Origin of the sequence: Streptacidiphilus pinicola (assembly GCF_003258295.1) — a bacterium.
Classification (GTDB): domain Bacteria; phylum Actinomycetota; class Actinomycetes; order Streptomycetales; family Streptomycetaceae; genus Streptacidiphilus; species Streptacidiphilus pinicola.
On the sequence record NZ_QKYN01000017.1, the window covers coordinates 22,244 to 48,479 of the forward strand.

The window sequence follows — 26,236 nt, forward strand, 5'->3', positions numbered from 1 at the left end:
CGATGCCCAAGGCCTCCGGTGGCCGACTGCTCGCCGAGCGCTACCAGTTGACGGACCGTCGACGGGCGGGCGCGGTCGAGGCGCGCGATCTGCGCAGCGGCGCTCCGGTGCTGCTGGAGGCGGTGCCGTTGCCGGAGCTGGTGACCCCGTTCGACCAGGACGCCTTCGGCGAGGCTGCGTTCGACAAAGCTGCCGACGACGTGGCGTCCGGGCGGATATCCGAGCCGGACGGCGAGGACGCGCGCGCACTGGCGCTGCGGCACGCCACGACCGCCGCGGGCGCGGTGCCCGACCACCCGCGGCTCAGCCAGGCGTTCCAGGTCTTCGCCGAGGACGGCTACCTGTGGGTGGCGGGGGAGTGGGTCGCGGGTGTGCCGCTGGCCCAGCTGCTGGAGCGCGGGCCGATGTCGCCCTACCGGGCCGCCGAGGTCGCCTACGACGTCAGCGCGGGGCTGGAGGCGGTGCACCGGGCGGGCCTGGTCCACGGCAACCTGACCGCGGCGACCGTGACCGTCTGCGAGGACGGGGCCGCGCTGCTGGGCGGTCTCGCGGTCGCCGCCGCGCAGGAGGCGCTGTGTGGGGGACCGGGCGCGGTGGAGGCCGGCGCGTCCGTGCCGACGGCCCTGTGGAGCCCGGCGCGGGTCCGGGCCCGCGACGCGCGGGCGGTCATCGTGGGCGCCGCCGCCGAGCGGTGGGCGCCCGAGCAGCTCGGCATCGTCGGCGGCGCCGGCCAGCCCGTCGGCCCTGCGGCGGACGCGTGGGCCCTCGGGGTGCTGCTCTACCGCTCGGTGACGGGCGTGCCGCCGTATCCGGAGACCGGCGTCGACGACCTCTTCGACGCGGTCCGGGCCGGTTTCCGGCCGGACACCCGACCGACCGGGCCGCTGCGTCCGCTGCTGGACCGCCTGCTGGACCAGGACCCCGCACGTCGTCCGGGCCTCGCCCAGACCCGGGCCACCTTGCGCCAACTGCTGCTGCGCGCCCCGGAACCCTTGGACCGGGCGGCGCAGCTCGACGCGCTGCCGCCGGGGGTGGCGGGCTTCACCGAACTGCCGACCGGCACCCGCCTGCCCGTGCCGCGCCCCGGTCATCTCCCGGCGCAGCGCTCGCGGGCCTCGCGCGAGCTCGTCGAGCAGGCCGGGCCCGCGCACCCGCACCACCATGCCGCGCCGCGACGCCGCAACGTCCTGCTGGGGCCGCTGCTCGTGGGTGCGATTATCCTTGTGGTTCTGGTCGCTCTGGCGCTGGCGGCGACGCTCAAGGGCTGAACCGGGGCGGGCGCTCTGGAACCGGGGCGTGGGCGCACGACGTGTCATCCGCTGCCGAAGCGTCACATCCCGGTCTCAAGGCCATGCCCGGGACGCCGGAGTGTTCGACGATCGGGATAGGGTGCGCGGTACCGCGGTCCCTGCCGCGGAACTGGAGCGTTCGGCAGGAGCCGCGACGAGGGGGCAGACGGTGGGCACGGATGCGGGCCGCGTGCTCGCGGGCAGATACCTGCTCGGCGCGCGCCTGGGGCGTGGCGGCATGGGCACGGTCTGGCGTGCGACGGATCAGATGCTGGACCGCGAGGTCGCGGTCAAGGAGCTCTCCGTCGGGCACCTGGCCGAGGAGGATCTGCAGATCGTCCAGTCCCGGATGAAGCAGGAGGCCCGCGCGGCCGCCCGGATCAAGCACCCGGGTGTGATCACCATCCACGACGTCGTCGAGCAGGACGGCAAGCCGTGGATCGTGATGGAGCTGATCGACGGGCGCTCGCTGTCCGAACTGGTCGAGCAGGACGGCGTGATCGACCCGCGCGAGGCGGCGCGGATCGGTGCGCAGGTGCTCGCCGCGCTCGAACGCGCCCACGCGGTCGGCGTGATCCACCGCGACGTGAAGCCCGCCAACGTGCTGCTGGAGCGCGGCACCGGCCGCGTCGTGCTGACGGACTTCGGCATCGCCACCTTCGTCGGCGACTCGGCGCTCACCCGCACCGGCGACCTGGTCGGCTCGCCCGACTACCTGGCCCCCGAGCGCGTCCACGGCGGCCGTCCCGGCCCGGAGTCGGACCTGTGGGCGCTCGGCGCGACCCTGTACGCGGCGGTGGAGGGCCAGTCCCCGTTCCGCCGTGAGTCGCCGCTGACGACGCTGGCGGCCGTGGTCACCGACCCGCTGCCGGAACCGCGCAACGCCGGGGCGCTGGCGCCGGTGCTGTCCGCGCTCATGGCCAAGGAACCGCAGGAACGCCCCGGCTCGGCGGACGTGCTCCGGATGCTGGAGAACATCGCGGCCGGGCACACCACCAACATCACGCTGGAGAGCCTGGGCGCGAGCCCGCTGCGCACCCCGACGCAGTCCGTGCCGGCCGTGGACCGGCAGGGCGGCGCGGAGACCGATCCGGACGCCGCCTACAGCGCGACGGTGCTCGGCACGGCGGTCGACGGGACCGCGGTGTCTGCGGCTTCGATGTCCGGGGGCGCGATGTCCGGGGAGGCGGCTCCGCTCGCGGCCGAGGGGCTCGCGGGCGGCATCCCGACCGGGCCGACGGCCCGCGTCCCGGCCAAGCCGGGCGGGCACGTCCCGGCGTCGGCCTCGGGCGCGCCGCGCGCGCTCGGCGGTCCGCTCTACGCCGACGAGTCGGTGCGCTCGACGCACCGCGCGACGCACCACACGACGAACGCGGCCGGGCACGAGTCCGGATACGAGTCCGGATACGGCACGTCCCGGGAGCCGGTCCCCGGGCAGGCGACGGCCACGGTGCCGGGCGCCGGTCAGGGGCAGGCGCGGCGGCCGCGTCGTGGGCGCCGCTGGGCGTGGCTGCTGGTCGCCGCGCTGGTTGCGGGCGCGGGTGGCGCCGGGGCCACCTACTGGTACAACCACAGGCATCAGAGCAGCGGGACGAACACGCAGCAGCCGCCGAGCACCTCGCCGTCGGCGGTGGCGTCGCCCTCCGCGTCCGGCGCCCCGGGCACGATTCCGTCGGGCTACCAGCTGGTCCACGACGGCTTCGGCTTCAGCTTCGGCCTCCCGGTCGGGAGCCCGGCCTGGACCAGGAACGCGGCCAAGGCCCCGGGATCGATCGACTACTCCCCGGACGGCGGGAAACACCTGATCCGCTTCGGCGTCACCATCGCCAACTCGCGCACGGCCATGGAGCAGGCGGAGTGGCTGCGGGAGCAGATCAAGGCCCACGACAGCAGCTACCAGGAGCTGCACTTCGGCGGCAACACGTACAAGGGCAGCCCGGGCGCGCAACTGGACTTCCTGTTCACCGATCTCAAGACCGGGCAGCAGCGGCACGGCATCGAGCAGTTCTACAAGGCGCCCGACGGCAACGAGTACGACGTCTTCGTGTCGTATCCGGTCGACGACTGGGGCCACGGCTACGAGCGCTTCGAGGAAGTTCTGCAGACGCTCACAGTGCCGTAGCACCCGCATCCCGGTACCGTGGTGTGAACCGAGCCATCCCCTGAAGTTCACCCGCTCACCGGGAGGCCGTCATGTCCGCAACGGTGCGAGAGACCCCGGACGCGGTGGTCATCGGTTTGGGGCCCGGGGGTGAGGACCTGGCCGGGCGGCTGGCCGACGCGGGCTGGGACGTGGTCGGCGTGGACGAGCGCCTGGTGGGCGGCGAGTGCCCGTACTGGGGCTGCATCCCGTCGAAGATCATGGTGCGCTCGGCCGACCTGGTCGGCGAGGCCCGCCGGATCCCCGGTATGGCCGGCATCGTGCGGGTCCATCCCGAGTTCCGACCGGTGGCGCGGCGGGTGCGCGAGGCCACCGACGACTGGAACGACAAGATCGCCGTCGACCGCTTCACCGCCCGCGGCGGCCGCTTCCTGCGCGGCACCGCCCGGCTCACCGCCCCGGGTGAGGTCACCGTGCTCGGCGCGGACGGCCGGGAGACGGAGCTGAGGCCGCGTCAGGCCATCGTGCTGGCCAGCGGATCGGAGCCGGTCGCCCCGCCCGTGCCGGGCCTGGCCGCCACGCCGTACTGGACCAACCGGGAGCTGATCGAGGCCGAGGAGCTGCCCGAGTCGCTGCTGGTCCTCGGTGGCGGCGCGATCGGCCTGGAGCTCGGCCAGGCCTGGCAGCGGCTCGGCTGCGCGGTCACCGTCATCGAGGCCGGCCCGCGGCTGATCGGCCGCGAGGAGCCGGAGGCCGGGGACTTGCTGACGCGGGTGCTGAGCGCCGACGGGGTCGCCGTCCACACGGGGGTGGAGGTGCAGGGCATCGAGTACCGCGACGGACGTTTCCAGATGCTCTGCAAGCGCGGGGAGCGCTTCTCCGCGGAGCGGCTGCTCGTCGCCACCGGCCGTCGGATCGCGGTGGACCGCATCGGCGGCGGGGTGCTGGGCCTCTCCTCGGACGCCCGTGCCGTCCCGGTCGACGAGCGGCTGCGCGTCGTCGGCACGCCGGGCGTCTGGCCGGTGGGGGTCTGGGCGATCGGGGACATCACCGGCAAGGGCGCCTTCACGCACATGTCGATGTACCAGGCGGATGTGGCGGTGCGCGCCATCCTCGGCCGGGGCGGCGCGCCCGCCCGCTACCACGCGGTGCCGCGAGTGACCTTCACGGACCCGGAGATCGGCGCGGTGGGCGCCACCGAGGCCCAGGCCCGGGCGGACGGCCACCGGGTGCGCACGGCCACCACCGAGCTGTCCGGCAGCAGCCGCGGCTACATCCACGGCGCCAACGGCAACGCGGGCTTCATCAAGCTCGTGGCCGACGGCGACGTCCTGATCGGCGCGACCTCCGCCGGCCCGACCGGCGGCGAGGTCCTGGGCCTGCTCTCGCTGGCGGTCTCGGCCCGCATCCCGCTCGATGAGCTCGCCTCGACGATCTGGGCCTACCCGACCTTCCACCGCGCGGTCGGCACGGTGGTGGCGGAGCTGGCCCGATGAGGCGGGGCGGGGTGCTTTCTCGTGCCACCTATGCGCCCACAAACAGTTCGTAACCGGAACGCTTTCTGTTACTGGTGGGTATCGCAACGGCCCGAAACGGCCTACGCTGCCTGGCATGACTGACATCAGCACTGGCAGCAGCACCGCGGTCCAAGGCAATCCCGTGGCCACCTCCGGGGCGCGGAGCGTCGCCGACGCGGTGCCGCCACAGCTGGTCACGCGCCTGGTCAGCGCCGTCGTGACGGGAGACCAGCCGACGCTGGCGACCAGCCGGTGCCCGTTCACCGGAGACGTGCTGGCAGAGATCCCCGAGTCGTCCCCGGCCGACGTGGCCACCGCCTTCGTGCGGGCCCGCGCCGCCCAGCTCGACTGGGCCAAGCGGCCGGTACGCGAGCGCGCCGCCGTGCTGCTGCGCTTCCACGACCTGGTGCTGAAGCACCGGGACGAGCTGCTCGACCTGATCCAGGTCGAGACCGGCAAGACCCGCGCCCACGCCTTCGAGGAGGTGCTGGCCTCCGCGATCGAGGCCCGCCACTACGGGCGCGCCGGTGCCGGCTACCTCAAGCCGCGCCGCCGCGGCGGTGTCTTCCCGGTGCTGACCCAGGTGCTGGAACTGCGCCAGCCCAAGGGCGTGATCGGCCAGATCTCCCCGTGGAACTACCCGCTGGCGCTGTTCACCGGCGACGCCGTCCCGGCCTTCGTCGCGGGCAACGCGGTGGTCACCAAGCCCGACTCGCAGACCGCTCTCACCGCGCTGCGCGCCCGGGAGCTGATGATCGAGGCCGGACTGCCCGCCGAGGTCTGGCAGATCGTCATCGGCGACGGTCCCGTCGTCGGCCCCGAGGTCGTCGCCCACGCCGACTATGTCTCCTTCACCGGCTCCACCCGCACCGGCCGCGATGTCGCGCAGCGTGCCGCGGCGCGCCTCATCGGCGCGTCCATGGAGCTCGGCGGCAAGAACGCCATGCTGGTCCTGGCCGACGCCGACCTGGACAAGGCCGCCGAGGGCGCCGTCCGCGCCTGCTTCTCCTCGGCCGGTCAGCTGTGCATCTCCATCGAGCGCCTCTACGTGGCCTCCTCGGTCGCTGACGCGTTCCTGGAGAAGTTCGTCGCCCGCACCAAGGCCCTCAAGCTCGGCAACAGCCTCGCCTGGGGCGCGGACATGGGCTCGCTGGTTTCCCAGCGTCAGCTCGACACCGTCACCCGCCACGTCGAGGACGCCGTCAAGAACGGCGCCGAGGTGCTGACCGGCGGCAAGCCGCGCGCCGACGTCGGCCCGCTCTTCTTCGAGCCGACCATCCTCGACGGCGTCACCACCGAGAGCGCGGTCTGCAACGAGGAGACCTTCGGCCCGGTCGTCTCCATCTACCGGTTCGACGACGAGGAGGAGGCCGTCGCACGTGCGAACGGCACCTCCTACGGTCTCAACTCCAGTGTCTGGAGCAAGAACCTGCGTCACGCCAAGGCCGTCGCGGCCCGGCTGCACACCGGCACCGTCAACGTCAACGAGGGCTACGCGCCGGCTTACGCGAGCGTGGCCGCGCCGATGGGAGGCATGCGCGACTCCGGCATCGGCCGCCGCCACGGCTCCGAGGGCATCCTCAAGTACACCGAGGTGCAGACCGTCGCCGTGCAGCGGGTGATGCAGATGACGCCGTCCTTCGGCCTGGACGACGAGGGCTACGCGAAGCTGCTGGGCAAGTCGCTCGGCATGCTCAAGGCCCTGCGCTTCAAGTAGGCCGACCGGGCTTCCACCAGGCCCATCGGACCCCCCACCAGGTCCATCGGGCCCCCACCAGGCCCACCAGGCCCACCCGTTCCACCACCGACACACATCCGAAGGCGGGCGCGTAGATGAGTTCTCAGGATCAGGGGAAGCCGAAGCCGACGGCCGACGCGGGCTACGACTACGACGTGGTCGTGGTCGGCTCCGGCTTCGGCGGCTCGGTGTCGGCCCTGCGGCTGACCGAGAAGGGCTACAAGGTCGGCGTGCTGGAGGCCGGTCGTCGGTTCACGGCACAGACGCTGCCGAAGACCTCCTGGGACACCAAGAACTACGTCTGGGCGCCCGCCCTCGGCCTCTACGGCATCCAGCGCATCCACGTGCTGGACAACGTGATGGTGCTCGGCGGCGCAGGCGTCGGCGGCGGCTCGCTCAACTACGCCAACACGCTCTACGTGCCGCCGAAGCCGTTCTTCCAGGACCCGCAGTGGAAGGACATCACCGACTGGTCCGAGGAGCTCGCGCCCTACTACGACCAGGCGCAGCGGATGCTGGGCGTGCGGAAGAACCCCACTGTCACGCCGTCGGACGTGCACCTGAAGTCGGCCGCCGAGAAGCTCGGTTACGGCGACACCTTCCACATGGCCCCCGTCGGCGTCTTCTTCGGCGACGGCCAGGACTGCGGCGGGGCCGGCGCGAAGGCCGAGCCGGGCGCGGCCGTGGACGACCCGTACTTCGGCGGCGTCGGCCCGCAGCGCCGCGCCTGCACCGAGTGCGGCGAGTGCATGACGGGCTGCCGGCACGGCGCCAAGAACATGCTGACGGAGAACTACCTCTACCTCGCCGAGAAGGCGGGCGCGGAAATCCTCCCGATGACGACGGTGGCCGCGATCCGGGTCGACGGCGACGGCTACGCCGTCGACACCCAGCGCACCGACTCGCGGTCCAAGAACCCTGCCAAGAACGGCTTCCGGACCGTCCGGGCCAAGCACGTCGTGGTCTCGGCCGGCACCTACGGCACGCAGAAGCTGCTGCACCGCCTGCGCGACGAGGGCGTGCTCCCGGGCATCTCGGCCAAGCTCGGCGAGCTGACCCGCACCAACTCCGAGGCGCTGGTCGGCGCGATGACCACCGACCGCCGCTACGGCAAGCGCGCCGACTTCACCAAGGGCGTCGCGATCACCTCCTCGGTCCACCCCGACGAGCACACCCACATCGAGCCGGTCCGCTATGGCAAGGGCTCGAACGCGATGAGCCTGATGACGACGCTCCAGGTGCCCGGCGAGGGTCGGCTGCCGCGCCTGCTGCGCGCCGTCGGGCGCGGCCTGCAGCGCCCGGACCTGATGATCCGGATCATGGACAAGCGTCGCTGGTCCGAGCGCACCATCATCGGCCTGGTGATGCAGTCGCTGGACAACTCGATCGTCGTCACCCGGCGCCAGAGCGGCCTGCTCAAGGGCCAGCTGAGCTCGCGTCAGGGCCACGGGGCGCCGAACCCCAAGTTCATCCCCGCCGCGGAGGTCGCGGCCGGGGCGATCGCCACCGAGATCGGCGGCTACCCGGGCGGCAACGTCGGAGACCTGATGGGCCGCACTCTGACCGCACACTTCCTGGGCGGCTGCGCCATCGGCGAGTCCCCGGAGCGCGGGGTCGTCGACCCCTACCAGCGCCTGTGGGGCTACCCGGGCATCACCGTGGCGGACGGTTCCACGGTCTCCGCCAACCTCGGCGTCAACCCGTCGCTGACCATCACCGCCCAGACCGAGCGCGCGATGGCGTTCTGGCCCAACAAGGGCGAGGCGGACCCGCGTCCGGCCCAGGGCGAGCCCTACGAGCGCGTCGCCCCGGTCGAGCCGACGCACCCGGTCGTCCCCGAGACCGCCTTCGGCGCCCTGCGACTGCCGCTGCTGGCGGTGCCCCAGGTGCCGCCGCGCGAGGCCGCGGAGGCAACGGAGACCGCCGAGACCGCCGAGGTGGAGTAGCGGGGGAGCGCGCACCGAGCGCGCTGCCGAGTCTTGCGGGCCGGGACGCCGAGGGGGCGTTCCGGCCCGCGACGCGTTCCGGGCCGGGAGCGTCAGCGGGGGCTCAGTGCAGGGTCATCAACCGCGCCAGGACCGAGGACGCCGCGGCGTGGCCGGCCGCGATCGCGGCGGCATCCTTGACGCCCACCGCGCCGGAGTTCGGGCCGGACATGGTCAGGTAGAGGAAGCGGCCCTCGACAGCGTGGCTCTGCGCGCAGGCCACCTTCTTGCAGAAGGCCACGTCGCCCTTGTGCCAGAGCGGGTTGATCTTCCCGCGGAACTGCGTGGCGGTCGCCATGGCCTCGCTCACGTCGGGGAGCGCGGCGACCCCGACCGTGACCGAGACCTTGCCGGAGCTGTAGGTGGCGCGGAGCACCTGCTCGCAGTGCTGCCCGGTCAGCAGACCGGCCAGGCCACCGCCGACCGCCTTCGAGCAGACGGTCTGCACGTCGGTCGCGACCCGGCTGAACGGCTTGCCGCCGATCTTCAGCGACGCGGCGAAGAGCTGGTCGGGATGGAGCGCCGGCGGCGTGCTGACCTGGGGCGAGGGGGAGACGGACGGCGCGGCGCTCGCACTCGGCGACGCGGGGACGCTGGCCGTCGGGGCCGCGCCGGCGGTCGGACCGGTCGACTTCGCCGAGTTCCAGGCGAACGCGGTGACGCCGCCGACCAGTCCGACCGCGAGCACGCCGCCCGCGACGGCCAGGATCCGCTTCCGCTTGGCCTGGGCGTCGTAGTGATCCGCCATCACCGACCAGTCCGGTTCCCCGGCTGCCGCCTGGTACGCGGGCTCGCCATAGGGCTGCGCGGTGTACGGCTCCCCGTAGGGCTGCGCCGGCAGCGGTTGGGTGGGCAGCGGTTGGGTGGGCTCAGCCCCGTAGCCTGCCGCTGGGCCGAAGCCGGGTATGTGCGGGCCGGGCTGTTGGGGTGTGGTCATCTTCGCGGCGGCCTTCCTCGGCGACGGCAACGCTGGAACTGAGGCGCGATTGTGCCATGTACATGTGTCGACGCGTCAGCCACAGCCGTCGCACCCGGCCACGAGCACCCCACAATTCCCTTGCGGCGTCTAGAGTTGCGGGCCATGAACGAATCCGGCCGCGTCGAGGCGTTCAGTGACGGCATCTTCGCCATCGCCATCACCCTGCTGGTCCTGCAGTTGACGGTGGTGAACCCCAGTCAGGTGACCACGTCGAAGGATGCCTGGTCCCAACTGGGCCACCTCTGGACGGCCTACGACGCCTATCTGGTCAGCTTCCTGGTCATCGGGATCATGTGGCTCAACCACCACACCGTCTTCAGCTACGTGGCCCGGGTGGACCGCGGCCTGTTGGTGATCAACCTGGTGCTGCTCCTGGTGGTGGCCGCGCTGCCGTTCCCGACGGCCCTGGTCTCCGACTGGCTGAATCAACCCGGCCCGGCCGAGGTGGCGGTGGCCGTCTTCAGCTGCTTCATGGTCGTCCACGCGCTGGCTTTCCAGTCGCTGTGGTGGTGGCTGACCCGGACCGGGCATCTCTTCGACCGGCGCGTGGACGTGGAGGCCGCCCGGCAGACGCGGCGCCGCTTCGCGCTCGGTACCGTCGTCTACCCGATTCTGGTGGGGCTGTCCTTCGTCTCCCCGGTGCTCACCCTGGGCCTGCACTTCGCGCTGGCCGTCTACTACGCCTTCAACCAGCTCCCCATCCCGCTCAAGCCCGACGCGTCCACGGACGACGAGGGCCACGTGTCGCTCTGATTCCGATCGGCTCGCCGGATTGGCAAGGGGCCCCGCGGGGGAAGACGGGGCCCCTTGCTGTCAGCACGCGACGTCAGGGCAACGTCGGTGCTGTGGCAACGGCACCGGGGGAGGGCGCCGTCGGTCATGTGGTTCCGGTCGGCTTTCGGGTCACTGCTGAGCAAGGGGCGCGCGGTGGGTGTGTGCGCCCGTCATCCTCAGCTTGAGGCCGTCTCGCTACCGAGTGTCACCGAATGCTGTCGGTGACCAGCCTCCTACCGCTTCAGGGACCGGCCTGCTGCCGGGCGCCCCCGATGCCTGTGGTCCACCCCCTCACCAGCATCGTGGGGGATATGGCCTACTCGGCGCAACCAGTTCGACAGACTTCGGCCTTGTCGATTTTCGTCACGCTCCGCAAGGATCGACTCATGGTGAGAGACCGGTAGCGCGGAGTCCGCTGTGCGCCGGGTGGCGTTGCGCCACCCCGGGCTGGCGGGGACGGCGACACGGGAAGGGACAGGCGAGATCGGGGGTGGCCGACGCCGGGCGTCCCCCTCGCCGGCCACCCCTTCTCCGCAGTCGCAACCGGGCCGCTGTCCCCTGCTGTCCGGTCACAGCGTGGCCGCGAGGTCCCACGGCGCGCGCCACAGCACACGCCTCATCGCGTCCACGGACTGGGTCACTCCCACGCGTGGTCCTGCCTGCCGCACGACCGCCCCGGAAGGAGGCTGGTGCTTGTCCCTGGCGGGGACAACCACCCCGTGCGGTCATGGGGGACAACGATTCTCCTTGCGGCGGGTCACGCGCTAGGATCGGCGCATGTTCCAGATGGCGTACATCTTTAGCTATGGCACCGGAGGCTCCGGTCGCCATGGTGATGCCGTCTGAACTGACGCAGACCCTGCAGGCGCCCCGGGCCGATGGCCCAGGGCGTCTTTGTTTTTGCCGCCGGGGCCCTCGGAGCCGGAGCCGGACCCCGGAGGACCCAGAGATGAACACCGTCACCAGCCCCGTGAATCACGCCCCGAGCCGCATCGCGCCCAAGGCCGGGGAGACAGCGGAACCCCTGACAGCGGAGCCTCTGACGAAGGAGGCCGCCGAGGCCGTCATCGCCGAGGCGCGCGGACGGATCGACGCGCTGGACGCCGAGATCCTGGACGCGGTGCGCCGCCGGATCGCCACCTCGGCCGAGGTGCAGGCGGCGCGGATCGCCGTGGGCGGGCCCCGGCTCTCGCTGACCCGGGAGATGGAGATCCTCGACCGCTACCGCGCGCAGCTCGGCGGTCCGGGCACCGAGGTCGCGATGCTGCTGCTGGAGCTGTGCCGCGGGCGGGTGTGATCATCGCCGCCCTCGTCGTGGCAGGGGGTCGGCGGCTCGACCGTTAGAATGAGGGTCGACCCCCCATAGCAACCGCCGGAAGGCCGCACTGTGGCATCAGCGACCCCCGACCCCGCGGACACCGCCGTCGACACGGTTCTCGTCGTCGACTTCGGCGCGCAGTACGCCCAGCTCATCGCACGGCGTGTCCGTGAGGCCCGTGTCTACAGCGAGATCGTGCCGCACAGCATGCCGGTCTCGGAGATGCTCGCCAAGAACCCCAAGGCGATCATCCTGTCCGGTGGCCCGTCCTCGGTCTACGAGCCCGGCGCCCCCACCGTCGACAAGGCACTCTTCGAGGCCGGCGTGCCGGTCTTCGGTATGTGTTACGGCTTCCAGCTGATGGCCACGGCCCTCGGCGGCGTCGTCGACAACAGCGGAGCGCGCGAGTACGGCCGCACCCCGCTGTCCGTTTCGCAGACCGGCTCCACCCTCTTCGAGGGCACGCCGGCCGAGCAGCCGGTGTGGATGTCCCACGGTGACGCCTGCTCGGCGGCGCCCGAGGGCTTCACCGTGACTGCGTCCACCAGCGTCGTCCCGGTGGCGGCGTTCGAGAACGACGCCAAGCGCCTGTACGGCGTCCAGTACCACCCCGAGGTGATGCACTCCACGCACGGGCAGCAGGTGCTGGAGCACTTCCTCTACCGCGGTGCGGGCCTGGCCCCGACCTGGACCACGCACAACGTGGTCGAGGAGCAGGTCGCCGCGATCCGTGCCCAGGTCGGCGACAAGCGCGCGATCTGCGGCCTCTCCGGCGGTGTCGACTCCGCCGTGGCCGCGGCTTTGGTGGCGCGCGCCATCGGCGACCAGCTGACCTGCGTCTACGTCGACCACGGCCTGATGCGCAAGGGCGAGACCGAGCAGGTCGAGAAGGACTTCGTCGCGGCCACGGGCGTGAAGCTCAAGGTCGTCGACGCCGAGGAGCGCTTCCTCTCCGCACTCGCCGGGGTCACCGACCCCGAGGAGAAGCGGAAGATCATCGGTCGCGAGTTCATCCGCGTCTTCGAGCAGGCCCAGGTGGAGATCATCGCCGAGGCCGGCGCCACCGGCCAGCCGGTCGAGTTCCTGGTCCAGGGCACGCTCTACCCGGACGTGGTGGAGTCGGGCGGCGGTACCGGCACCGCGAACATCAAGTCGCACCACAACGTTGGCGGGCTCCCGGAGGACCTGGAGTTCCAGCTGATCGAGCCGCTGCGCAAGCTGTTCAAGGACGAGGTCCGGATGGTCGGCCAGGAGCTCGGGCTGCCGGAGGAGATCGTCCAGCGGCAGCCCTTCCCGGGCCCGGGCCTGGGCATCCGCATCGTCGGTGAGGTCACAAAGGAGCGGCTCGACCTGCTGCGTGACGCCGACGCCATCGCGCGCGCCGAGCTGACCGCGGCCGGCCTGGACCGCCAGATCTGGCAGTGCCCGGTCGTCCTGCTGGCGGACGTCCGCTCCGTCGGCGTCCAGGGCGACGGCCGCACCTACGGCCACCCGATCGTGCTGCGCCCGGTCTCCTCCGAGGACGCGATGACCGCCGACTGGTCGCGCCTGCCCTACGAGGTGCTGGAGCGGATCTCCACCCGGATTACCAACGAGGTGCGCGACGTCAACCGTGTCGTCGTCGACGTGACCAGCAAGCCGCCGGGCACCATCGAGTGGGAGTGAGCCTCCCGTAGGCCCCGACGGGCCCCAGCCGCTCCCGGCTGGGGCCCGTCCCCGTTGGGCCCGGAAGGGGTGGGCGGTCCTCTGGTGCAATGTGCAACCCGGCGGTAACTTCCGGTCATGACGAACCCACCCCCGCAGCCGATCCCTGTGGACCAGCTCCACTTCGCCATGCCGCCGACCTTCCAGACCGTCGAGGAGGAGCGGGCCCATCGCAAGGCCCGCCTCGTGACGGCGCTGCGGCTGTTCGGCAAGTTCGGATTCGAGGAGGGCGTCGCCGGGCACATCACCGCGCGCGACCCGGAGTGGACCGACCATTTCTGGGTCAACCCCTTCGGAATGTCCTTCAAGACGATCAAGCAGAGCGATCTGCTCCTGGTCAACCACGACGGCCGGGTTGTCCACGGGCGGCACCACGTCAACCAGGCCGCCTTCGCGATCCACTCCGAGGTGCACGCCGCCCGCCCCGACGTCGTCGCGGCCGCCCACAGCCACTCCACCCACGGGCGCGCCTTCTCCACGCTCGGGCAGTTGCTGGACCCGATCACCCAGGACGTGTGCGCCTTCTACCAGGACCACGCCCTGTTCGACGACTACACCGGAGTCGTCCTCGACCGGGAGGAGGGCCGCCGTATCGGCGTTGCCCTGGACCGGCACAAGGCCGTGATCCTGCGCAACCACGGGCTGCTGACAGTGGGGACCACCGTCGACGCGGCGGCCTGGTGGTTCATCACCATGGAGCGCTCCTGCCAGGTGCAGCTCCTGGCCCAGGCCGCCGGCAAGGCCGTGTCGATCGACCACCAGAGCGCGGTGCTGACCCGCGACCAGATCGGCAGCGATCTGGCCGGTTGGGTCAACTACCAGCCGCTCACGACCGGCCACGCTGACGCGCTGGTCGGCGCCTACGACGAGGACTGACCCCGCCCGCTCGCCCCGGCAACCGGCCGCGTACCGTTCCGGCGTGTCCGCAGCGGTACACGGCCGTGAACCCGAACGGGTGCCGCAGCGTAGTAACCCCAGGACGGGTCGGGGAACGGGAAGCGTGCGTCGAGGAAGGCCGGGAGCAGTCGACATGGGTGGAACGCTGACGCTGCAGCGTCTGAAGGCACAGGGCACCACGTATGCACTGCTCCCGCTGCGGGTCTTCCTGGGGGTGACGTTCGTCTACGCCGCCCTCTACAAGTACACCGACCCGCACTATCTGGGCGGCCTTTCGGACCCGACGTCCTTCGCCGCCATGACCCAGGGGGTCAAGGGGTCCAGCCCCATCGGCCCGCTGCTGGATCTCGCCCTGAAGGCGCCGACCGCCTTCGCGGTCGTTTTCGCGGTGGGTGAGTTGGCGGCCGGCCTCGGCATCCTGTTCGGTCTCCTCGGCCGGGTCGCCGCCGTGGGCGGTGTGCTGCTGAACCTGAGCCTCTTTCTCACCGTCAGCTGGCAGGTGTCCCCGTACTTCCTGGGCAACGACCTGATCTACCTGATGGCCTGGCTGCCGCTGGTTCTCGCGGGCACGCCCTACCTCTCCGTGGACTCCTGGCTGGCCTCGCGGCGCGGTCGCCGGGAGTAGACGGCGGCCAGCAGGCCGGCCAGGACCAGGCCGCCGGCTCCCAGGGGGAGGACCACCCAGCTGGCGAGCCGGAAGGCCCCTCCCGCTTGCAGCAGGTAGAGCACCCCGACGAGCAGGAAGAGGAGCCCTGCGAGCACCGGGAAGAGCTGGACCCGTCGGGGGCGGAGCGGCGTGGTCATCGGACCACCTCCAACTGGCCGACGCCGATCTGGAGATCGAGCTGGATCGTGCCGTGGCCGGCCGCCCCCGACTGGTTCAGGTCGATGGTGCGTGAGTCGCCCACGCCCGAGATGCGGGTGCCGTCGGGGAGCCTCAGCTGCCCCGCGCCCGTCTGGGCGTTGATCTTGACCTCGGGGCTGTCCGCCCCGTCGCCTGGCAGCAGGACCTGCAGCGATCCTGCTCCGAGGCTGACGTGGGAGGAGACAGTCTGGCCCGAGGCGGGCAGGACCTGGGTGAGGTCCAAGGTGGCGTCCCCGTAGTGCAGCGAGTAGCCCGTCTGGAGCTGGGCAGCCGAGACCGGGGCCCAGGTCGTGCGGGACCAGTGCTGCCACGGGGCGGCTCCCACGGTGACCGTGGCCAGGGAGAGCAGCAGCGCCACCACGGTCAGGCCGATCGCCCGTCGGCGCAGGAACCCGTTGACCACCAGGCCCAGGGCCAGGACCACGAGGGCCGAAGCCAGCACGGCCACGGCATTCACCTCGTGGTGGGACTTGCCGACGCCGTACACGACGGCGGCGGCGCCCGCCGCGAGCAACAGGGTGAGCAGTCCCCAGGGACCGCGGACCCGGCGCGGAGCCGCGGACTCCGGTTCGGAGGCCCGGGACCCGGCCTGGGCCGGGGGCGGCGGTGTCGTACGCCCCGCGTAGGCCCAGGCGCTCGGTTCGTCCATGCCGGACGCGCTCGCGGGCGAGTCGGTGAGCGAGGCGCCCCAGGACGGGCCGTCCGTCGGCGGAAGGTCCGCCGGGGCCGTACCCGCAGGCAGCGGGCCCGAGGACAGCAGGTCGGGCGCCTCGTCGGCCGGGACCGCCGGTGCGGCGGCCTTCAGCAGCGGATCGGGTCGCTGCCACCAGTTCGGTGCGGCCGGGGGCGGTTCCGGTGCGACCGGGGTCTTCGGTTCGCGCGGCGGGAACTGGTGCCGCTTGGGGTCGTAGCGCAGGGCCGCGAAGGCCAGCGCCGCGATGAGCAGCAGCGGGAACACGTGGTCCCTTGCACCCATGTAGGAGAAGAAGATGCCGGTGCCGAGCACGGTGACCAGCACCGCGCCGAGCGACTGTCCGTCCACCCGGCCCGACATCAGACGCTGCAGCTCGTTCTTGCCCGTGCCCTCCATCGGGATCATCAACCAGGCCACGCCGTAGATGAAGAGCCCGACACCGCCCCACAGACAGAGCACGGCGATGACGACGCGGAACACCAGCGGATCGATGTCCAGCCGGCGGCCGAGCCCGCCGCACACACCCGTCACGACGCGGTGGCTGGCACTGCGCTCGAGCGGCGGGCGGGAGCGCTCGGGCTCCTGGCTGCCGTCGGTGACGCTGTCGCCGTCCGGTCGGGGCTGCGTGCTGGTGGTCGCGTCCATGCCCCCATCCTGCAGGCCGTCGGTGTCTGTGCCCATCCGGCATCTCCCTGGTCGAACCCTTAGTTCAACCCTGACACAGGGCCGCGGCCGAACCAGGGCGACCTTCGGGGTCGACCCTGATGCTTTTCCCTTGCGTGTCGTGTGACGATCGACCCGTGGCAACCAGCGAGCTCAACCCCGACCGCCCGGACCCGCGGACCGATCCGGCCGCAGGGTCCGCGGCGCCGGTCCGCAAGCTCTACCGCCGCCCCGAGGGGCGCGTGGTGGGTGGCGTGGCCAGCGGCCTCGCCGCCCACCTGGGCATCCCGGTGCTCTGGGTGCGGGCCGCCTTCGTCGTGCTGACGTTGGGCCAGGGGCTGGGCCTGGTGCTGTACGCCGCCTTCTGGTTCGTGGTGCCCATGGGCCGGGCCGGGGGAGCCGGCGTGTCCGGGCGGTCCTCGGGGGCCGCCGAGACAGCCCTGGACGAGCGACGGCCCGGTGCGCTGAGGCGCGCCCGGACCGCACTGCAGCAGCTCTTCCGGGGCGACCCCACCGAGGGCGAGGTCGCCCCGGCCGGGGCGGGGACCGGCGCACGGGACCGCGGGCGTCTGCTGGTGCTCGTGGCCGTGCTCGCCGGCATCCTCGTGATGATCAACGTGCTGACCGCCGGCCAGGACGACCCGTACTTCTGGCCGGTGATCATCTCCGGGGCCGGTGTGGCCCTGGTCTGGCGGCAGGTGGACGACGCCCGTTGGGCCCGCTGGTTCTCGCTGGACGAGAGCAGCAGGGGCGCGGTCACGCTGCGGCTGGGCGCGGGGGTGGTGCTGGTCGCCGGCGGGGTGATCAGCTTCCTGGTGGTCTCCGGCTCCCTGGCGGAGTTCGGCAAGGTCATGCAGGCCGTCCTGGTGGTCCTGGCCGGGGTGCTCCTCCTGGCGGGTCCTTACCTGCTGCGGATGTGGCAGGACCTGACCGCGGAGCGCCGCGAGCGCATCCGGGCCCAGGAGCGGGCCGAGGTCGCCGCCCACATCCACGACTCGGTGCTGCACACCCTCACGCTCATCCTCCGTCACGCGGACGACCCGAAGGAGGTCGCCCGTCTGGCCCGGGCCCAGGAACGGGACCTGCGCCAGTGGCTCTACCGCTCCGGCGAGCCCAAGGACGAGGGCACCCCGGAGACGCTCGCCGAATCCGTCCGCAAGGTCGCGGCGGAGGTGGAGGATCTCCACGGCGTGCCGGTCGAGGTGATCTGCGTGGGCGACGCCCCCATGGACGATGGACTCGGCGCCCAGCTCCAGGCCGCCCGGGAGGCCATGGTCAACGCCGCCAAGTACGGTGGCGGGGAGCCCGTCTCCGTCTACGCGGAGGTCGAGGGCAGTACGGTGTGGGTGTTCGTCCGTGACCGCGGGCCCGGCTTCGATCTGGACGCGGTACCGGAGGACCGGATGGGCGTGCGCGGCTCGATCATCGGGCGGATGCAGCGCAACGGCGGGCACGCCCGCGTCCGCCCGGCCCCCGCGGGCGGCACCGAGGTCGAGCTGGAGATGGAGAGGGCGAGCGGATGAGCGGCGCGAACATGGACAAGCCCACGGCGCGGGTCGTCCTCGTCGACGACCACCGGATGTTCCGCACCGGAGTCCGCGCGGAGATCGGCCAGACCGAGCGCACCAACGTCGACGTGGTGGGCGAGGCGGCGGACGTGGAGCAGGCCGTCTCCGTCGTCACCTCCACCATGCCTGACGTGGTGCTGCTCGACGTCCACCTGCCCGGTGGCGGGGGCGTCGAGGTGCTGCGCCGCTGCGCCTCCCTGGAGGGCGTCAAGTTCCTCGCGCTGTCGGTCTCCGACGCGGCCGAGGACGTGATCGGCGTCATCCGCGGCGGAGCCCGTGGCTACGTCACCAAGACCATCACCGGTACCGACCTGGTCGACGCCGTCTTCCGGGTCCGGGACGGGGACGCGGTCTTCTCGCCCCGCCTGGCCGGCTTCGTCCTGGACGCCTTTGCCGCCACCGACACCCCGCCGGTCGACGAGGACCTGGACCGGCTCACGCAGCGCGAGCGCGAGGTGCTGCGCCTGATCGCCCGCGGCTACGCCTACAAGGAGATCGGCAAGCAGCTGTTCATCTCGGTCAAGACGGTGGAGAGCCACGTCTCCGCGGTGCTGCGCAAGCTGCAGCTGAGCAACCGTCACGAGCTGACGCGCTGGGCGACGGCCCGCCGGTTGGTGTAGCGGAGGGCGCGGCCTGCGGGTGGTGAGGGCCGCCAGGGCGGCGGCAGCCCGCCCGCACGCTGTTCAGCCGCGTCGAAGCGTGCTCGTGCCGACGCCTGTGACCAGCGCGGTGCCACCTACGCGCACGACCGGCGACGATCCCCTGCCCGGGGTGACGCTCGTCGTGATCGTGGCCGGGCTCCCCAACGAGTCGCCCATGTCGACGGCCGGCCCGGTGACCGGTCGCCCCGCCTCGGGTGATCCGCCGCCGAGGGTGCCGCTCGCGTGCAGGTGCGCGGCCAGGCAGGCGGTGCTGTTGGCGTTGGCGATGTCCTCCGGCACACCGATGGCGGGCGCGAACATTCGCGCGGCGTAGCGCTGTCCCGGGAAGGTGGGGGCGGCGTAGGTGTAGCAGCCGAGCAGGTCGAGGTCGTGGCAGGCCTGCTCGAGCGCGCGCAGGTCCGGGGCCAGCGCCTCGAGTGAGGCCCGGCTCTGCACCCGGGCCAGTAGGCGAGGGCGCCCCAGCGTGGCTATCCGGGCCGTCGCGACGAGCGGCAGCCCGAGTGCCGGGAGCAGCAGGCCCAGTTCCTCGGTGGTCGGTTCGCGCAGCGCCACCGGACCTGCGTCGAACTCGGCCTGGACGAGCGCGCCCTGACGGGTCGTCCGGCCATGGATGAGGCGGCCGTCCGTGGAGCGCAGGGTCTGCTCGTGCTCCTGCGTGCCGGCCTGTTCGGCGAGGTAGGCGAGCGCCGCCACGGTGCCGTGACCGCAGGCGGGCAGCTCGCCCTCGGCGGTGAAGAACCGCACGGCGGTGGCGCCGCCGGCCTCCGGGCGCGCGCCGACGAAGACGGCGTGGGAGGCGCCGGACAGAGCCGGGATGCGGCGGCGCGCCTCGTCGTCGAGGACACCGGTGTCGGCGACGACGGCGGTCGGACTGCCGCCCGTCCCGTCGCGCAGGCAGGCGTGGACGAGTGTCACGGGGACCGGGCCCGCCTGACCGGTCGAACGCGGGCGGGGAGGAGCCATGGGATCGACCCTAGCCCGGCCGTACGGCCCCCACGATCGGCATCTCACCGATCGGGGCGTACTCCACCGACGCGCCCGGGTGCGGGGCGTGGATGATCTCGCCGTTGCCCACGTACATGGCGACATGGGTGACGCCGGGGTAGTAGAAGACGAGGTCGCCCGGCCGCAGGTCGGCCGTCGAGACCCGCTGACCGGCGTTGATCTGGTCGTACGTGGTACGGGGCAGCGCCACGCCGGCGGTGGCCCAGGCGGCCTGCACAAGGCCCGAGCAGTCGTAGGAACCCGGCCCGGTGGCGCCCCAGACGTAGGGCTTGCCGACCTGGGCGCGGGCGAAGGAGACCGCGAGGGCGGCGCGGCCGGTGGCCACGACCGAGCCGAAGTCGGCCGGGGGCTGCACGCCGGTACCGGCGGCACCCGCGCCGTCCAGCGAGGAGGTGACGGAGTTCCGGGTGGCCGCGTCGAGGCTGTCGAGCAGCTGCTGGGCGGCGGCGAGCTTGCGCTGGATCTGCTCCTTGGCGGCGGCCAGGCGTCGCTGCTCGGCCTGCAGGGCCGACAGTTTGGTCCGGGCGGCCGAGCGCTGGGCGGCGAGGCTGCGCGCCTGCGCCTCGAACTCGCGGACCAGGCCGGTCTGGGAGGCGAGGGCCTGGGAGAGGTCGCCGGCCTGCTGCAGGTAGTCGTCCGGGTGGGCGGACATCAGCAGCTGCAGCTCGGGGTCGAGAGCCCCGTTGCGGTACTGGAGGGCGGCCATGCCGCCGAGGCGGCCCCGCAGCGTGTTGAGCTGGTCGTCGGTGACGGCGGCCTGTTGCTGCAGTTGGTTGGCCTGTGCTTGCAGGGCCTGTGCGGCCGCGGCGGCGCCGTCGTACTGCTGGGTCGCCTGCTCGGCCTGCTGGTACAGCGCGTCGACCTGCGCCCTGACCTGGTCGGCGGTCGGCTTGGGGTCGGCCTGTCCCGGTTGGGCCAGCGCGGCGACCGAGGCCGCTGCGGCCGTCGCCAAGGTGGCGGCGGTGCGGGCCGCGTGGCCCGCGAGCGGGGAGGTCCTGGGTTTTCGGTGCGACGCCACGAGGGCGTTCCCTTCGCCGGGAGAGGTGTTGGTCGGCGACGCTAGCCCCAGCGGGTGGCGCTCGCCCCCTGGTTGACGAGCCTGCTCGGAAGTGCGCGGAGCGGACCGTTCCGGCTGCTGCTTCAGGTCCATTCCAAGGCGAATGGAGACCGATTGACGATCGCCCAGTGAATCAATCCGACGATCGGACCGTCGTTCGTGAACGGGTTCGAGCGATGGACGGGTGGGCGCATCGGGTGCGCAGGCGGCGGGGGTGGCGGCGCGAGGGGCGCGCGGCCGAACGGGAGGGCGAGAGTAGCTAACCGGATCCCAGGTACTCCGGCGGGACACGCTCTGTCAGCCATACCCCGTTCGCGCTGACCTGGAACACGAAGCCCGCCGTCGACATCGCCGCCGCGTCGACGGTGAACAGCACCGGGCGGCCGCGTCGGCCGCCGACCCGCTCGGCCGTCGCCCGGTCCCGGGAGAGGTGGACGGCGTGGCGCTGCATCGGCCGCAGCCCCTCGCGCCAGATCGCGTCCACCGCACCCGGGTGGGTGCCGTGGTAGAGCACGGCGGGCGGCGTGGCCGTCTCGTAGCCGAGCTCCACCGGCACCGTGTGGCCCTGGCTGGCCCGGATCCGCAGCCCGTCCGCGCTGAACGCGAACCGCCGCTTGTCGTTCTCGGCGACGATCCGCTCCAACTCGGACCGGGTGATCGGGCGGCCGTGCGCGCCCGCCGCCGCAAGCAGTTCGGCCACGTCCACCCAGCCCGCCTCGTCCATCCGTACGCCGACCAGGCCCGGTTCGTGCCGCAGGACCCGGGAGAGGAACTTGGAATTCCGGACCATCGTTCTGTTGTCTTCCATACCGCGACGGTAGGGGCGGTCGAAGCGGGCTGTCCTGCGAGTTTCGGCGTCTGCTCCCGCCCGGTGCGGGGCACGGCCTCGGGGCAGCAGGGGAACATGGTGCCTGTGATGCGCATCTGCTTCGTCTGCACCGGGAACATCTGCCGCTCGCCCATGGCCGAGCAGGTCATGCGGGAACGCCTCGCGGAGGCCGGGCTGGAAGGGCTCGTCGCGGTCGACAGCGCCGGCACCGGCTCCTGGCACGAGGGAGACCCGGCCGACGAGCGGGCGGTCCGCGTCCTGCGGAAGGCCGGATACGGCAGCGGGCACGTCGCGCGGCAGTTCCACCCCGAGTGGTTCCGCCGGCTGGACCTGGTGATCGCGCTCGACCAGGGGCACGAGCGCGTGCTGCGCCGCCTGGCCCGCACCCCTGAGGAGGCGGCCAAGATCCGCCTGCTCCGCTCCTACGATCCCGGCGCCGATGCCGGGGAGCTCGACGTTCCCGACCCCTACTACGGCGACGAGGCGGGCTTCGAGGAGGTGCTCCGGCTCTGCGAGGCGGGCTGCGACGGGCTGCTCGCCGAGGTCAGGAGCCAGGTGGGGTGAAGCCGTCCCGGGCTGTCCGTGGGGCGTCCTAGACTCGTGGGTGATGAGCAGCCTCTTTGACGACATCCCCCTGCCCGGCCTGGATGCCCCCGCGCCCACTCCGCCACCCGCCGCGGACGAGCCCCCCTACGAGGGCGACTTCGGCCCTGCCTTCGGCGACGCGTACGGGGAGGCGGGCGGCTACGAGGAGGAGATCCCCAGCGGGCTCTTCCAGACCTTCGACCCGGCCGAGCCGGTGCCGGCGTCGTACTACCGCAACGGGACGGCCCACCCGGTCATCGACGCCGAGACGCTGCTCGACGGGATGAACCCGCAGCAGCGCGAGGCCGTCGTGCACGCCGGTTCCCCGCTGCTCATCATCGCGGGCGCCGGCTCCGGCAAGACCCGGGTGCTCACCCACCGCATCGCCTACCTGCTGGCCGCGCGGCGGGTGCAGCCCGGCGAGATCCTGGCGATCACCTTCACCAACAAGGCCGCCGGGGAGATGCGCGAGCGCGTCGAGGCGCTGGTCGGTCCGCGGGCCAAGGCCATGTGGGTGTCCACCTTCCACAGCGCCTGCGTCCGCATCCTGCGCCGGGAGAGCAAGCGGCTCGGCTTCACGTCGAGCTTCTCGATCTACGACGCGGCCGACTCGCAGCGCCTCATGGCGCTGTGCTGCCGCGACCTGGACCTCGACCCCAAGCAGTTCCCGCCGAAGTCCTTCAGCGCCAAGGTCTCCAACCTCAAGAACGAGCTCATCGACGAGGAGACCTACGCGGCCAAGGCCGAGAACCCGATGGAGCGCAAGCTGGCCGAGGCCTACGCGCTCTACCAGCGGCGCCTGCGCGAGGCCAACGCGCTGGACTTCGACGACATCATCATGACCACGGTCAACCTGCTCCAGGCCTTCCCGGACGCCGCCGAGCACTACCGTCGCCGGTTCCGGCACATCCTGGTCGACGAGTACCAGGACACCAACCACGCCCAGTACATGCTGGTTCGCGAACTCACCGGCGGCGCCAGCGGCCAGGGCCCGAAGATGACCGTCGACGGCGAGTTCGTGAACCCCGCCGAGGCGCAGCTGGCCGAGATCCCGCCCGCCGAACTCTGCGTGGTCGGTGACGCGGACCAGTCGATCTACGCCTTCCGCGGCGCGACGATCCGCAACATCCTCGATTTCGAGGAGGACTACCCGAACGCCACCACGATCCTGCTGGAGCAGAACTACCGCTCCACGCAGACGATCCTGAGCGCGGCCAACTCGGTCATCGAGCGCAACAGCAACCGGCGCAAGAAGAACCTGTGGACAGCCGGCGCCGAGGGCGTAAAGATCATCTCTTATGTCGCCGACGACGAGCACGGCGAGGCTCAGTTCGTGGCCGACGAGATAGACAAACTGAGCGACAAGGGCGAGGCCAAGCCGGGCGACGTCGCGGTCTTCTACCGCACCAACGCGCAGTCCCGTGTCTTCGAAGAGGTGTTCATCCGCGTCGGCCTGCCCTACAAGGTCGTCGGCGGGGTGCGCTTCTACGAGCGCAAGGAGGTCCGGGACGTCCTGGCCTACCTGCGGGTGCTGGCCAACCCGGAGGACGCGGTGCCGCTGCGCCGCATCCTGAACGTGCCCAAGCGCGGCATCGGCGAGCGGGCCGAGGCGATGATCGAAGCGCTGGCGAGCCGAGAGCGCATCTCCTTCCCGCAGGCGCTGCTGCGCGTGGACGAGGCGTACGGCATGGCCGCGCGCTCCGCCAACGCGGTGAAGAAGTTCAACGAGTTGATGGCCAAGCTGAGCGGCGTCGTCGAGTCGGGTGCCGGTCCCGCCGCGATCCTCGAGGCGGTGCTGGAGGAGACCGGCTACCTGGCCGAGCTCCAGGCCTCCACCGACCCGCAGGACGAGACGCGCGTCGAGAACCTGCAGGAACTCGCGGCCGTGGCCCTGGAGTTCGAGCAGGAGGAGCCGCTGGAGGGTCCCGACGGCGAGCCGGTCCAGACCGGCCTGCCCGGCTTCCTTGAGCGGGTCGCGCTCGTCGCCGACTCCGACCAGATCCCGGACGAGGACGGCGAGGGCAGGGGCGTCATCACGCTGATGACCCTGCACACCGCCAAGGGCCTGGAGTTCCCGGTGGTGTTCCTCACCGGCATGGAGGACGGCGTCTTCCCGCACATGCGGGCGATGAACAACACCAAGGAGCTGGAGGAGGAGCGCCGGCTCGCCTATGTCGGCCTCACCCGCGCCCGAGAACGGCTCTACCTCTCGCGCGCGGTGCTGCGCAGCGCCTGGGGCCAGCCCTCCTACAACCCCGCCTCCCGGTTCCTGGAGGAGATCCCGACGACGCTGGTCGACGAGCGCCGCACGGCTGCCGCGGCGATGCCGGGCGGCTACGGGAGTCGATCCGCCGCTTCCGGCTCGGGCTACGGCGGTGGCTCGGGCGCTGGAGGCGGGGCCGGGGCCGGTCGACGTTCCTCGCCGGCGGCGGGCTGGGGCAAGAGCAAGGGCCGGGTCAACGACCGGCCGATGATCACCTTGGCCGTGGGGGACCGCGTCACCCACGACCGCTTCGGACTGGGCACCGTGGTCTCCGTCGCCGGCCCGGCGGACGACGCCAAGGCGACGATCGACTTCGGCGCCGAGGGCACCAAGCAGCTGCTGCTGCGCTACGCGCCGGTCGAGAAGCTGTAGCGCCGACTGGGGCCGGGGCCGGTGGACGCGCTCAGCGCGGGTCCAGGCCCCGGGCCAGCAGCCACGGCAGCGGGTCGACGGCAGGGCCCCCGTCGGGGTGCACCTCGAAGTGGAGGTGCGGACCCGTGGAGTTCCCGGTGTCGCCGGAGTAGGCGATTATGTCGCCGACCTTCACGTGCCCACTGCGCACGCGGTACGAGCTGAGGTGGCAGTACCAGGTGACCGTGCCGTCGGGCGCGGTCAGCTTCACCATGTAGCCGTAGAAGGGGTTCCACTCCGTCGTCACCGTCCCGCCCGTGACGGCGTGTACGGGCGTGCCCTCGGGGACAGGGAAGTCGATCCCGGTGTGCAGCTGCATCCAGTGCGTGCCGGCCTGCCCGAACAGGGCGCTCAGGCCGGAGTGGAACGAGATCGGCAGGACGAAGCGTGGTGCCTCGGCCGCGGCCTTGCGGGCGGCGGCCTCGCGCAACTGCAGGGCGGTGCGAGCCTTGTCGCGGGCCGCGCGCTGGGCGGCGTCGCGCGCCTCCGAGGTGGCCAGCGCCTGCGCCTTGGCCTGGGCGGCGGCTTCGGTCCTGGATGAGGAGGCTGCCGTCGTGTCGTGGTGGTGCGCGCGCAGCGGACCGATGGTCGCGGCGGCGGCGCCGGCGACCCCGATTACCGCGATGGACGGGACCGCGATGGTCAGCACCGCCGAGCGGCGCCGCGCGCCGCGCCGTCGGCCGGCGCGCCCGCCGGGACAGACCTCGTCCGGCTGCGGCGCCTCGGGGTCGTCGAAGGCCACGTCGCCAGGGTCCGTGTGGTCCTCGGGGCCGTCCGTCCTTCCGAATCCCTCGACCGGCAGGGCGTCCGCTTCGTCGAACCGGGTCAGTGGTGCCGTCTCGGCGTAGCTCCAGGAGTCGGCGAGCGCGCTCGTGAACGAGACGTCGGCGACGGTGTCATAGGCGCTGTAGTCCGGCTGGGCGGGGTGCGGCGGATAACCGTGCTGGGCCTCGTAACCGTGGTAAGCGCCGTGGTCGACGTGGCCCGGGTAGCCCTCGAACGTGGTGACCAGGGTCGGCTCGTGGTACGCCGCGTAGTAGTCGGGCTGGGCGGCGTAACCCGCGTCGTGGTACCCGCCGTGTCCGTATCCGTACTGCTGCCCGTAGCCCTGCGGCTGTTGGTGTCCGTACTGCTGGGCGTAGCCGTACTCTTGTGGGTGGCCGTGCTGCGCGCGGCCCGCGTACGGATCCGGGTGGCTTCCGTCCGGGTAGGTCCCGTAGGGCGCGTACGGCTGGTGGTTGTAGTCGGGGTGAACCAGTGCCTGCTGGCCGTACCAACTGGTGTCAGCGGTCACGGGATCCTATCCACCTCGACAGCGGGAAAGTGACCGTG

General features: G+C 72.2%; 21 protein-coding genes. 14 read left to right on the top strand and 7 right to left on the bottom strand.

What is annotated here, in order from left to right; translation table 11 throughout:
• Positions 1 to 2 precede the first annotated feature (2 nt).
• The 5 genes from DN069_RS04025 to DN069_RS04045 all read left to right on the top strand — a co-directional run bounded on the left by DN069_RS04025 (position 3) and on the right by DN069_RS04045 (position 8,591).
• Positions 3 to 1,268 (top strand): protein kinase family protein, encoded by a 1,266-nt coding sequence (locus DN069_RS04025; RefSeq protein ID WP_111499413.1) that lies wholly within the window; start codon positions 3 to 5, stop codon positions 1,266 to 1,268.
• A gap of 211 nt (positions 1,269 to 1,479) precedes the next feature.
• Positions 1,480 to 3,411: a serine/threonine-protein kinase gene (locus DN069_RS39190; protein WP_165845359.1), complete on the top strand. Its 1,932-nt coding sequence runs from the start codon at positions 1,480 to 1,482 to the stop codon at positions 3,409 to 3,411.
• A gap of 71 nt (positions 3,412 to 3,482) precedes the next feature.
• The gene (locus tag DN069_RS04035) at positions 3,483 to 4,886 is read left to right on the top strand and encodes a dihydrolipoyl dehydrogenase family protein (RefSeq protein WP_111499414.1); all 1,404 of its coding nucleotides are present in this window, start codon (positions 3,483 to 3,485) and stop codon (positions 4,884 to 4,886) included.
• A gap of 115 nt (positions 4,887 to 5,001) precedes the next feature.
• On the top strand, positions 5,002 to 6,624 hold the full coding sequence (locus DN069_RS04040) for a succinic semialdehyde dehydrogenase (RefSeq protein WP_111499415.1): 1,623 nt from the start codon (positions 5,002 to 5,004) through the stop codon (positions 6,622 to 6,624).
• 116 nt (positions 6,625 to 6,740) lie between these two features.
• Positions 6,741 to 8,591: a GMC family oxidoreductase gene (locus DN069_RS04045; RefSeq protein WP_111499416.1), complete on the top strand. Its 1,851-nt coding sequence runs from the start codon at positions 6,741 to 6,743 to the stop codon at positions 8,589 to 8,591.
• 103 nt (positions 8,592 to 8,694) lie between these two features.
• Here the strand turns inward: DN069_RS04045 and DN069_RS04050 are convergent, their stop codons facing one another.
• Positions 8,695 to 9,567, bottom strand: a complete 873-nt coding sequence (locus DN069_RS04050; RefSeq protein WP_111499417.1) for a hypothetical protein — start codon at positions 9,565 to 9,567, stop codon at positions 8,695 to 8,697.
• A gap of 144 nt (positions 9,568 to 9,711) precedes the next feature.
• Here DN069_RS04050 and DN069_RS04055 point away from each other — a divergent pair, with 144 nt between their 5' ends.
• The 5 genes from DN069_RS04055 (at position 9,712) to DN069_RS04080 (ending at position 14,927) form a co-directional block, all read left to right on the top strand.
• The gene (locus DN069_RS04055) at positions 9,712 to 10,362 is read left to right on the top strand and encodes a TMEM175 family protein (protein ID WP_111499418.1); all 651 of its coding nucleotides are present in this window, start codon (positions 9,712 to 9,714) and stop codon (positions 10,360 to 10,362) included.
• Between the two features lie 970 nt (positions 10,363 to 11,332).
• Entirely contained in the window at positions 11,333 to 11,680 is a 348-nt protein-coding gene (locus DN069_RS04065; RefSeq protein WP_111499420.1) for a chorismate mutase, read from the top strand.
• Between the two features lie 90 nt (positions 11,681 to 11,770).
• Complete coding sequence (gene guaA / locus DN069_RS04070) at positions 11,771 to 13,366, top strand: glutamine-hydrolyzing GMP synthase (protein WP_111499421.1); 1,596 nt, start codon at positions 11,771 to 11,773, stop codon at positions 13,364 to 13,366.
• 117 nt (positions 13,367 to 13,483) lie between these two features.
• Positions 13,484 to 14,281, top strand: a complete 798-nt coding sequence (locus tag DN069_RS04075; protein ID WP_111499422.1) for a class II aldolase/adducin family protein — start codon at positions 13,484 to 13,486, stop codon at positions 14,279 to 14,281.
• A 154-nt stretch (positions 14,282 to 14,435) separates the two neighbouring features.
• On the top strand, positions 14,436 to 14,927 hold the full coding sequence (locus DN069_RS04080) for a DoxX family membrane protein (RefSeq protein WP_111499423.1): 492 nt from the start codon (positions 14,436 to 14,438) through the stop codon (positions 14,925 to 14,927).
• Here the strand turns inward: DN069_RS04080 and DN069_RS04085 are convergent.
• Positions 14,876 to 15,106, bottom strand: a complete 231-nt coding sequence (locus DN069_RS04085; protein ID WP_111499424.1) for a hypothetical protein — start codon at positions 15,104 to 15,106, stop codon at positions 14,876 to 14,878. The two genes, DN069_RS04080 and DN069_RS04085, sit on opposite strands and share 52 nt — an antisense overlap.
• The gene (locus DN069_RS04090) at positions 15,103 to 16,542 is read right to left on the bottom strand and encodes a PspC domain-containing protein (protein ID WP_111499425.1); all 1,440 of its coding nucleotides are present in this window, start codon (positions 16,540 to 16,542) and stop codon (positions 15,103 to 15,105) included. Before DN069_RS04090 ends, DN069_RS04085 begins: the two co-directional genes overlap by 4 nt.
• 119 nt (positions 16,543 to 16,661) lie before the next feature.
• Here DN069_RS04090 and DN069_RS04095 point away from each other — a divergent pair, with 119 nt between their 5' ends.
• Both DN069_RS04095 and DN069_RS04100 read left to right on the top strand, forming a co-directional pair.
• The gene (locus DN069_RS04095) at positions 16,662 to 18,047 is read left to right on the top strand and encodes an ATP-binding protein (RefSeq protein WP_243638888.1); all 1,386 of its coding nucleotides are present in this window, start codon (positions 16,662 to 16,664) and stop codon (positions 18,045 to 18,047) included.
• Entirely contained in the window at positions 18,044 to 18,712 is a 669-nt protein-coding gene (locus DN069_RS04100) for a LuxR C-terminal-related transcriptional regulator (protein WP_042451868.1), read from the top strand. The genes DN069_RS04095 and DN069_RS04100 overlap by 4 nt, the downstream gene beginning before the upstream one ends.
• Positions 18,713 to 18,775: 63 nt before the next feature.
• Here DN069_RS04100 and DN069_RS04105 read toward each other — a convergent pair whose 3' ends face one another.
• From DN069_RS04105 to DN069_RS04115, 3 genes are all read right to left on the bottom strand, one after another.
• Positions 18,776 to 19,717, bottom strand: a complete 942-nt coding sequence (locus DN069_RS04105; protein ID WP_111499427.1) for a PhzF family phenazine biosynthesis protein — start codon at positions 19,715 to 19,717, stop codon at positions 18,776 to 18,778.
• Between the two features lie 10 nt (positions 19,718 to 19,727).
• Complete coding sequence (locus DN069_RS42315; RefSeq protein ID WP_111499428.1) at positions 19,728 to 20,777, bottom strand: C40 family peptidase; 1,050 nt, start codon at positions 20,775 to 20,777, stop codon at positions 19,728 to 19,730.
• A gap of 298 nt (positions 20,778 to 21,075) precedes the next feature.
• The gene (locus tag DN069_RS04115; protein WP_111499429.1) at positions 21,076 to 21,624 is read right to left on the bottom strand and encodes an RNA 2'-phosphotransferase; all 549 of its coding nucleotides are present in this window, start codon (positions 21,622 to 21,624) and stop codon (positions 21,076 to 21,078) included.
• Positions 21,625 to 21,720: 96 nt separating this feature from the next.
• Between DN069_RS04115 and DN069_RS04120 the strand changes: the two genes are divergently transcribed.
• A complete protein-coding gene (locus DN069_RS04120; RefSeq protein WP_207892040.1) occupies positions 21,721 to 22,209 on the top strand; it encodes a low molecular weight protein-tyrosine-phosphatase in 489 nt (162 codons plus the stop codon).
• Positions 22,210 to 22,252: 43 nt separating this feature from the next.
• Complete coding sequence (gene pcrA / locus DN069_RS04125) at positions 22,253 to 24,865, top strand: DNA helicase PcrA (protein ID WP_111499431.1); 2,613 nt, start codon at positions 22,253 to 22,255, stop codon at positions 24,863 to 24,865.
• Between the two features lie 31 nt (positions 24,866 to 24,896).
• Here pcrA and DN069_RS41275 read toward each other — a convergent pair whose 3' ends face one another.
• Positions 24,897 to 26,198, bottom strand: a complete 1,302-nt coding sequence (locus tag DN069_RS41275) for a M23 family metallopeptidase (protein WP_243638890.1) — start codon at positions 26,196 to 26,198, stop codon at positions 24,897 to 24,899.
• Positions 26,199 to 26,236: the final 38 nt, after the last annotated feature.

Coding starts and splice junctions, on each gene's coding strand:
- DN069_RS04035 (WP_111499414.1), top strand. CDS start 3,483: ATGTCCGCAACGGTGCGAGAGACCCCGGACGCGGTGGTCATCGGTTTG.
- DN069_RS04115 (WP_111499429.1), bottom strand. CDS start 21,624: ATGGAAGACAACAGAACGATGGTCCGGAATTCCAAGTTCCTCTCCCGG.
- DN069_RS04080 (WP_111499423.1), top strand. CDS start 14,436: ATGGGTGGAACGCTGACGCTGCAGCGTCTGAAGGCACAGGGCACCACG.
- DN069_RS04105 (WP_111499427.1), bottom strand. CDS start 19,717: ATGGCTCCTCCCCGCCCGCGTTCGACCGGTCAGGCGGGCCCGGTCCCC.
- DN069_RS04045 (WP_111499416.1), top strand. CDS start 6,741: ATGAGTTCTCAGGATCAGGGGAAGCCGAAGCCGACGGCCGACGCGGGC.
- DN069_RS04085 (WP_111499424.1), bottom strand. CDS start 15,106: ATGACCACGCCGCTCCGCCCCCGACGGGTCCAGCTCTTCCCGGTGCTC.
- DN069_RS04090 (WP_111499425.1), bottom strand. CDS start 16,542: ATGGGCACAGACACCGACGGCCTGCAGGATGGGGGCATGGACGCGACC.
- DN069_RS04055 (WP_111499418.1), top strand. CDS start 9,712: ATGAACGAATCCGGCCGCGTCGAGGCGTTCAGTGACGGCATCTTCGCC.
- DN069_RS04120 (WP_207892040.1), top strand. CDS start 21,721: ATGGTGCCTGTGATGCGCATCTGCTTCGTCTGCACCGGGAACATCTGC.
- DN069_RS04075 (WP_111499422.1), top strand. CDS start 13,484: ATGACGAACCCACCCCCGCAGCCGATCCCTGTGGACCAGCTCCACTTC.
- DN069_RS04025 (WP_111499413.1), top strand. CDS start 3: ATGCCCAAGGCCTCCGGTGGCCGACTGCTCGCCGAGCGCTACCAGTTG.
- pcrA (WP_111499431.1), top strand. CDS start 22,253: ATGAGCAGCCTCTTTGACGACATCCCCCTGCCCGGCCTGGATGCCCCC.
- DN069_RS04040 (WP_111499415.1), top strand. CDS start 5,002: ATGACTGACATCAGCACTGGCAGCAGCACCGCGGTCCAAGGCAATCCC.
- DN069_RS04100 (WP_042451868.1), top strand. CDS start 18,044: ATGAGCGGCGCGAACATGGACAAGCCCACGGCGCGGGTCGTCCTCGTC.
- DN069_RS04050 (WP_111499417.1), bottom strand. CDS start 9,567: ATGACCACACCCCAACAGCCCGGCCCGCACATACCCGGCTTCGGCCCA.
- DN069_RS04065 (WP_111499420.1), top strand. CDS start 11,333: ATGAACACCGTCACCAGCCCCGTGAATCACGCCCCGAGCCGCATCGCG.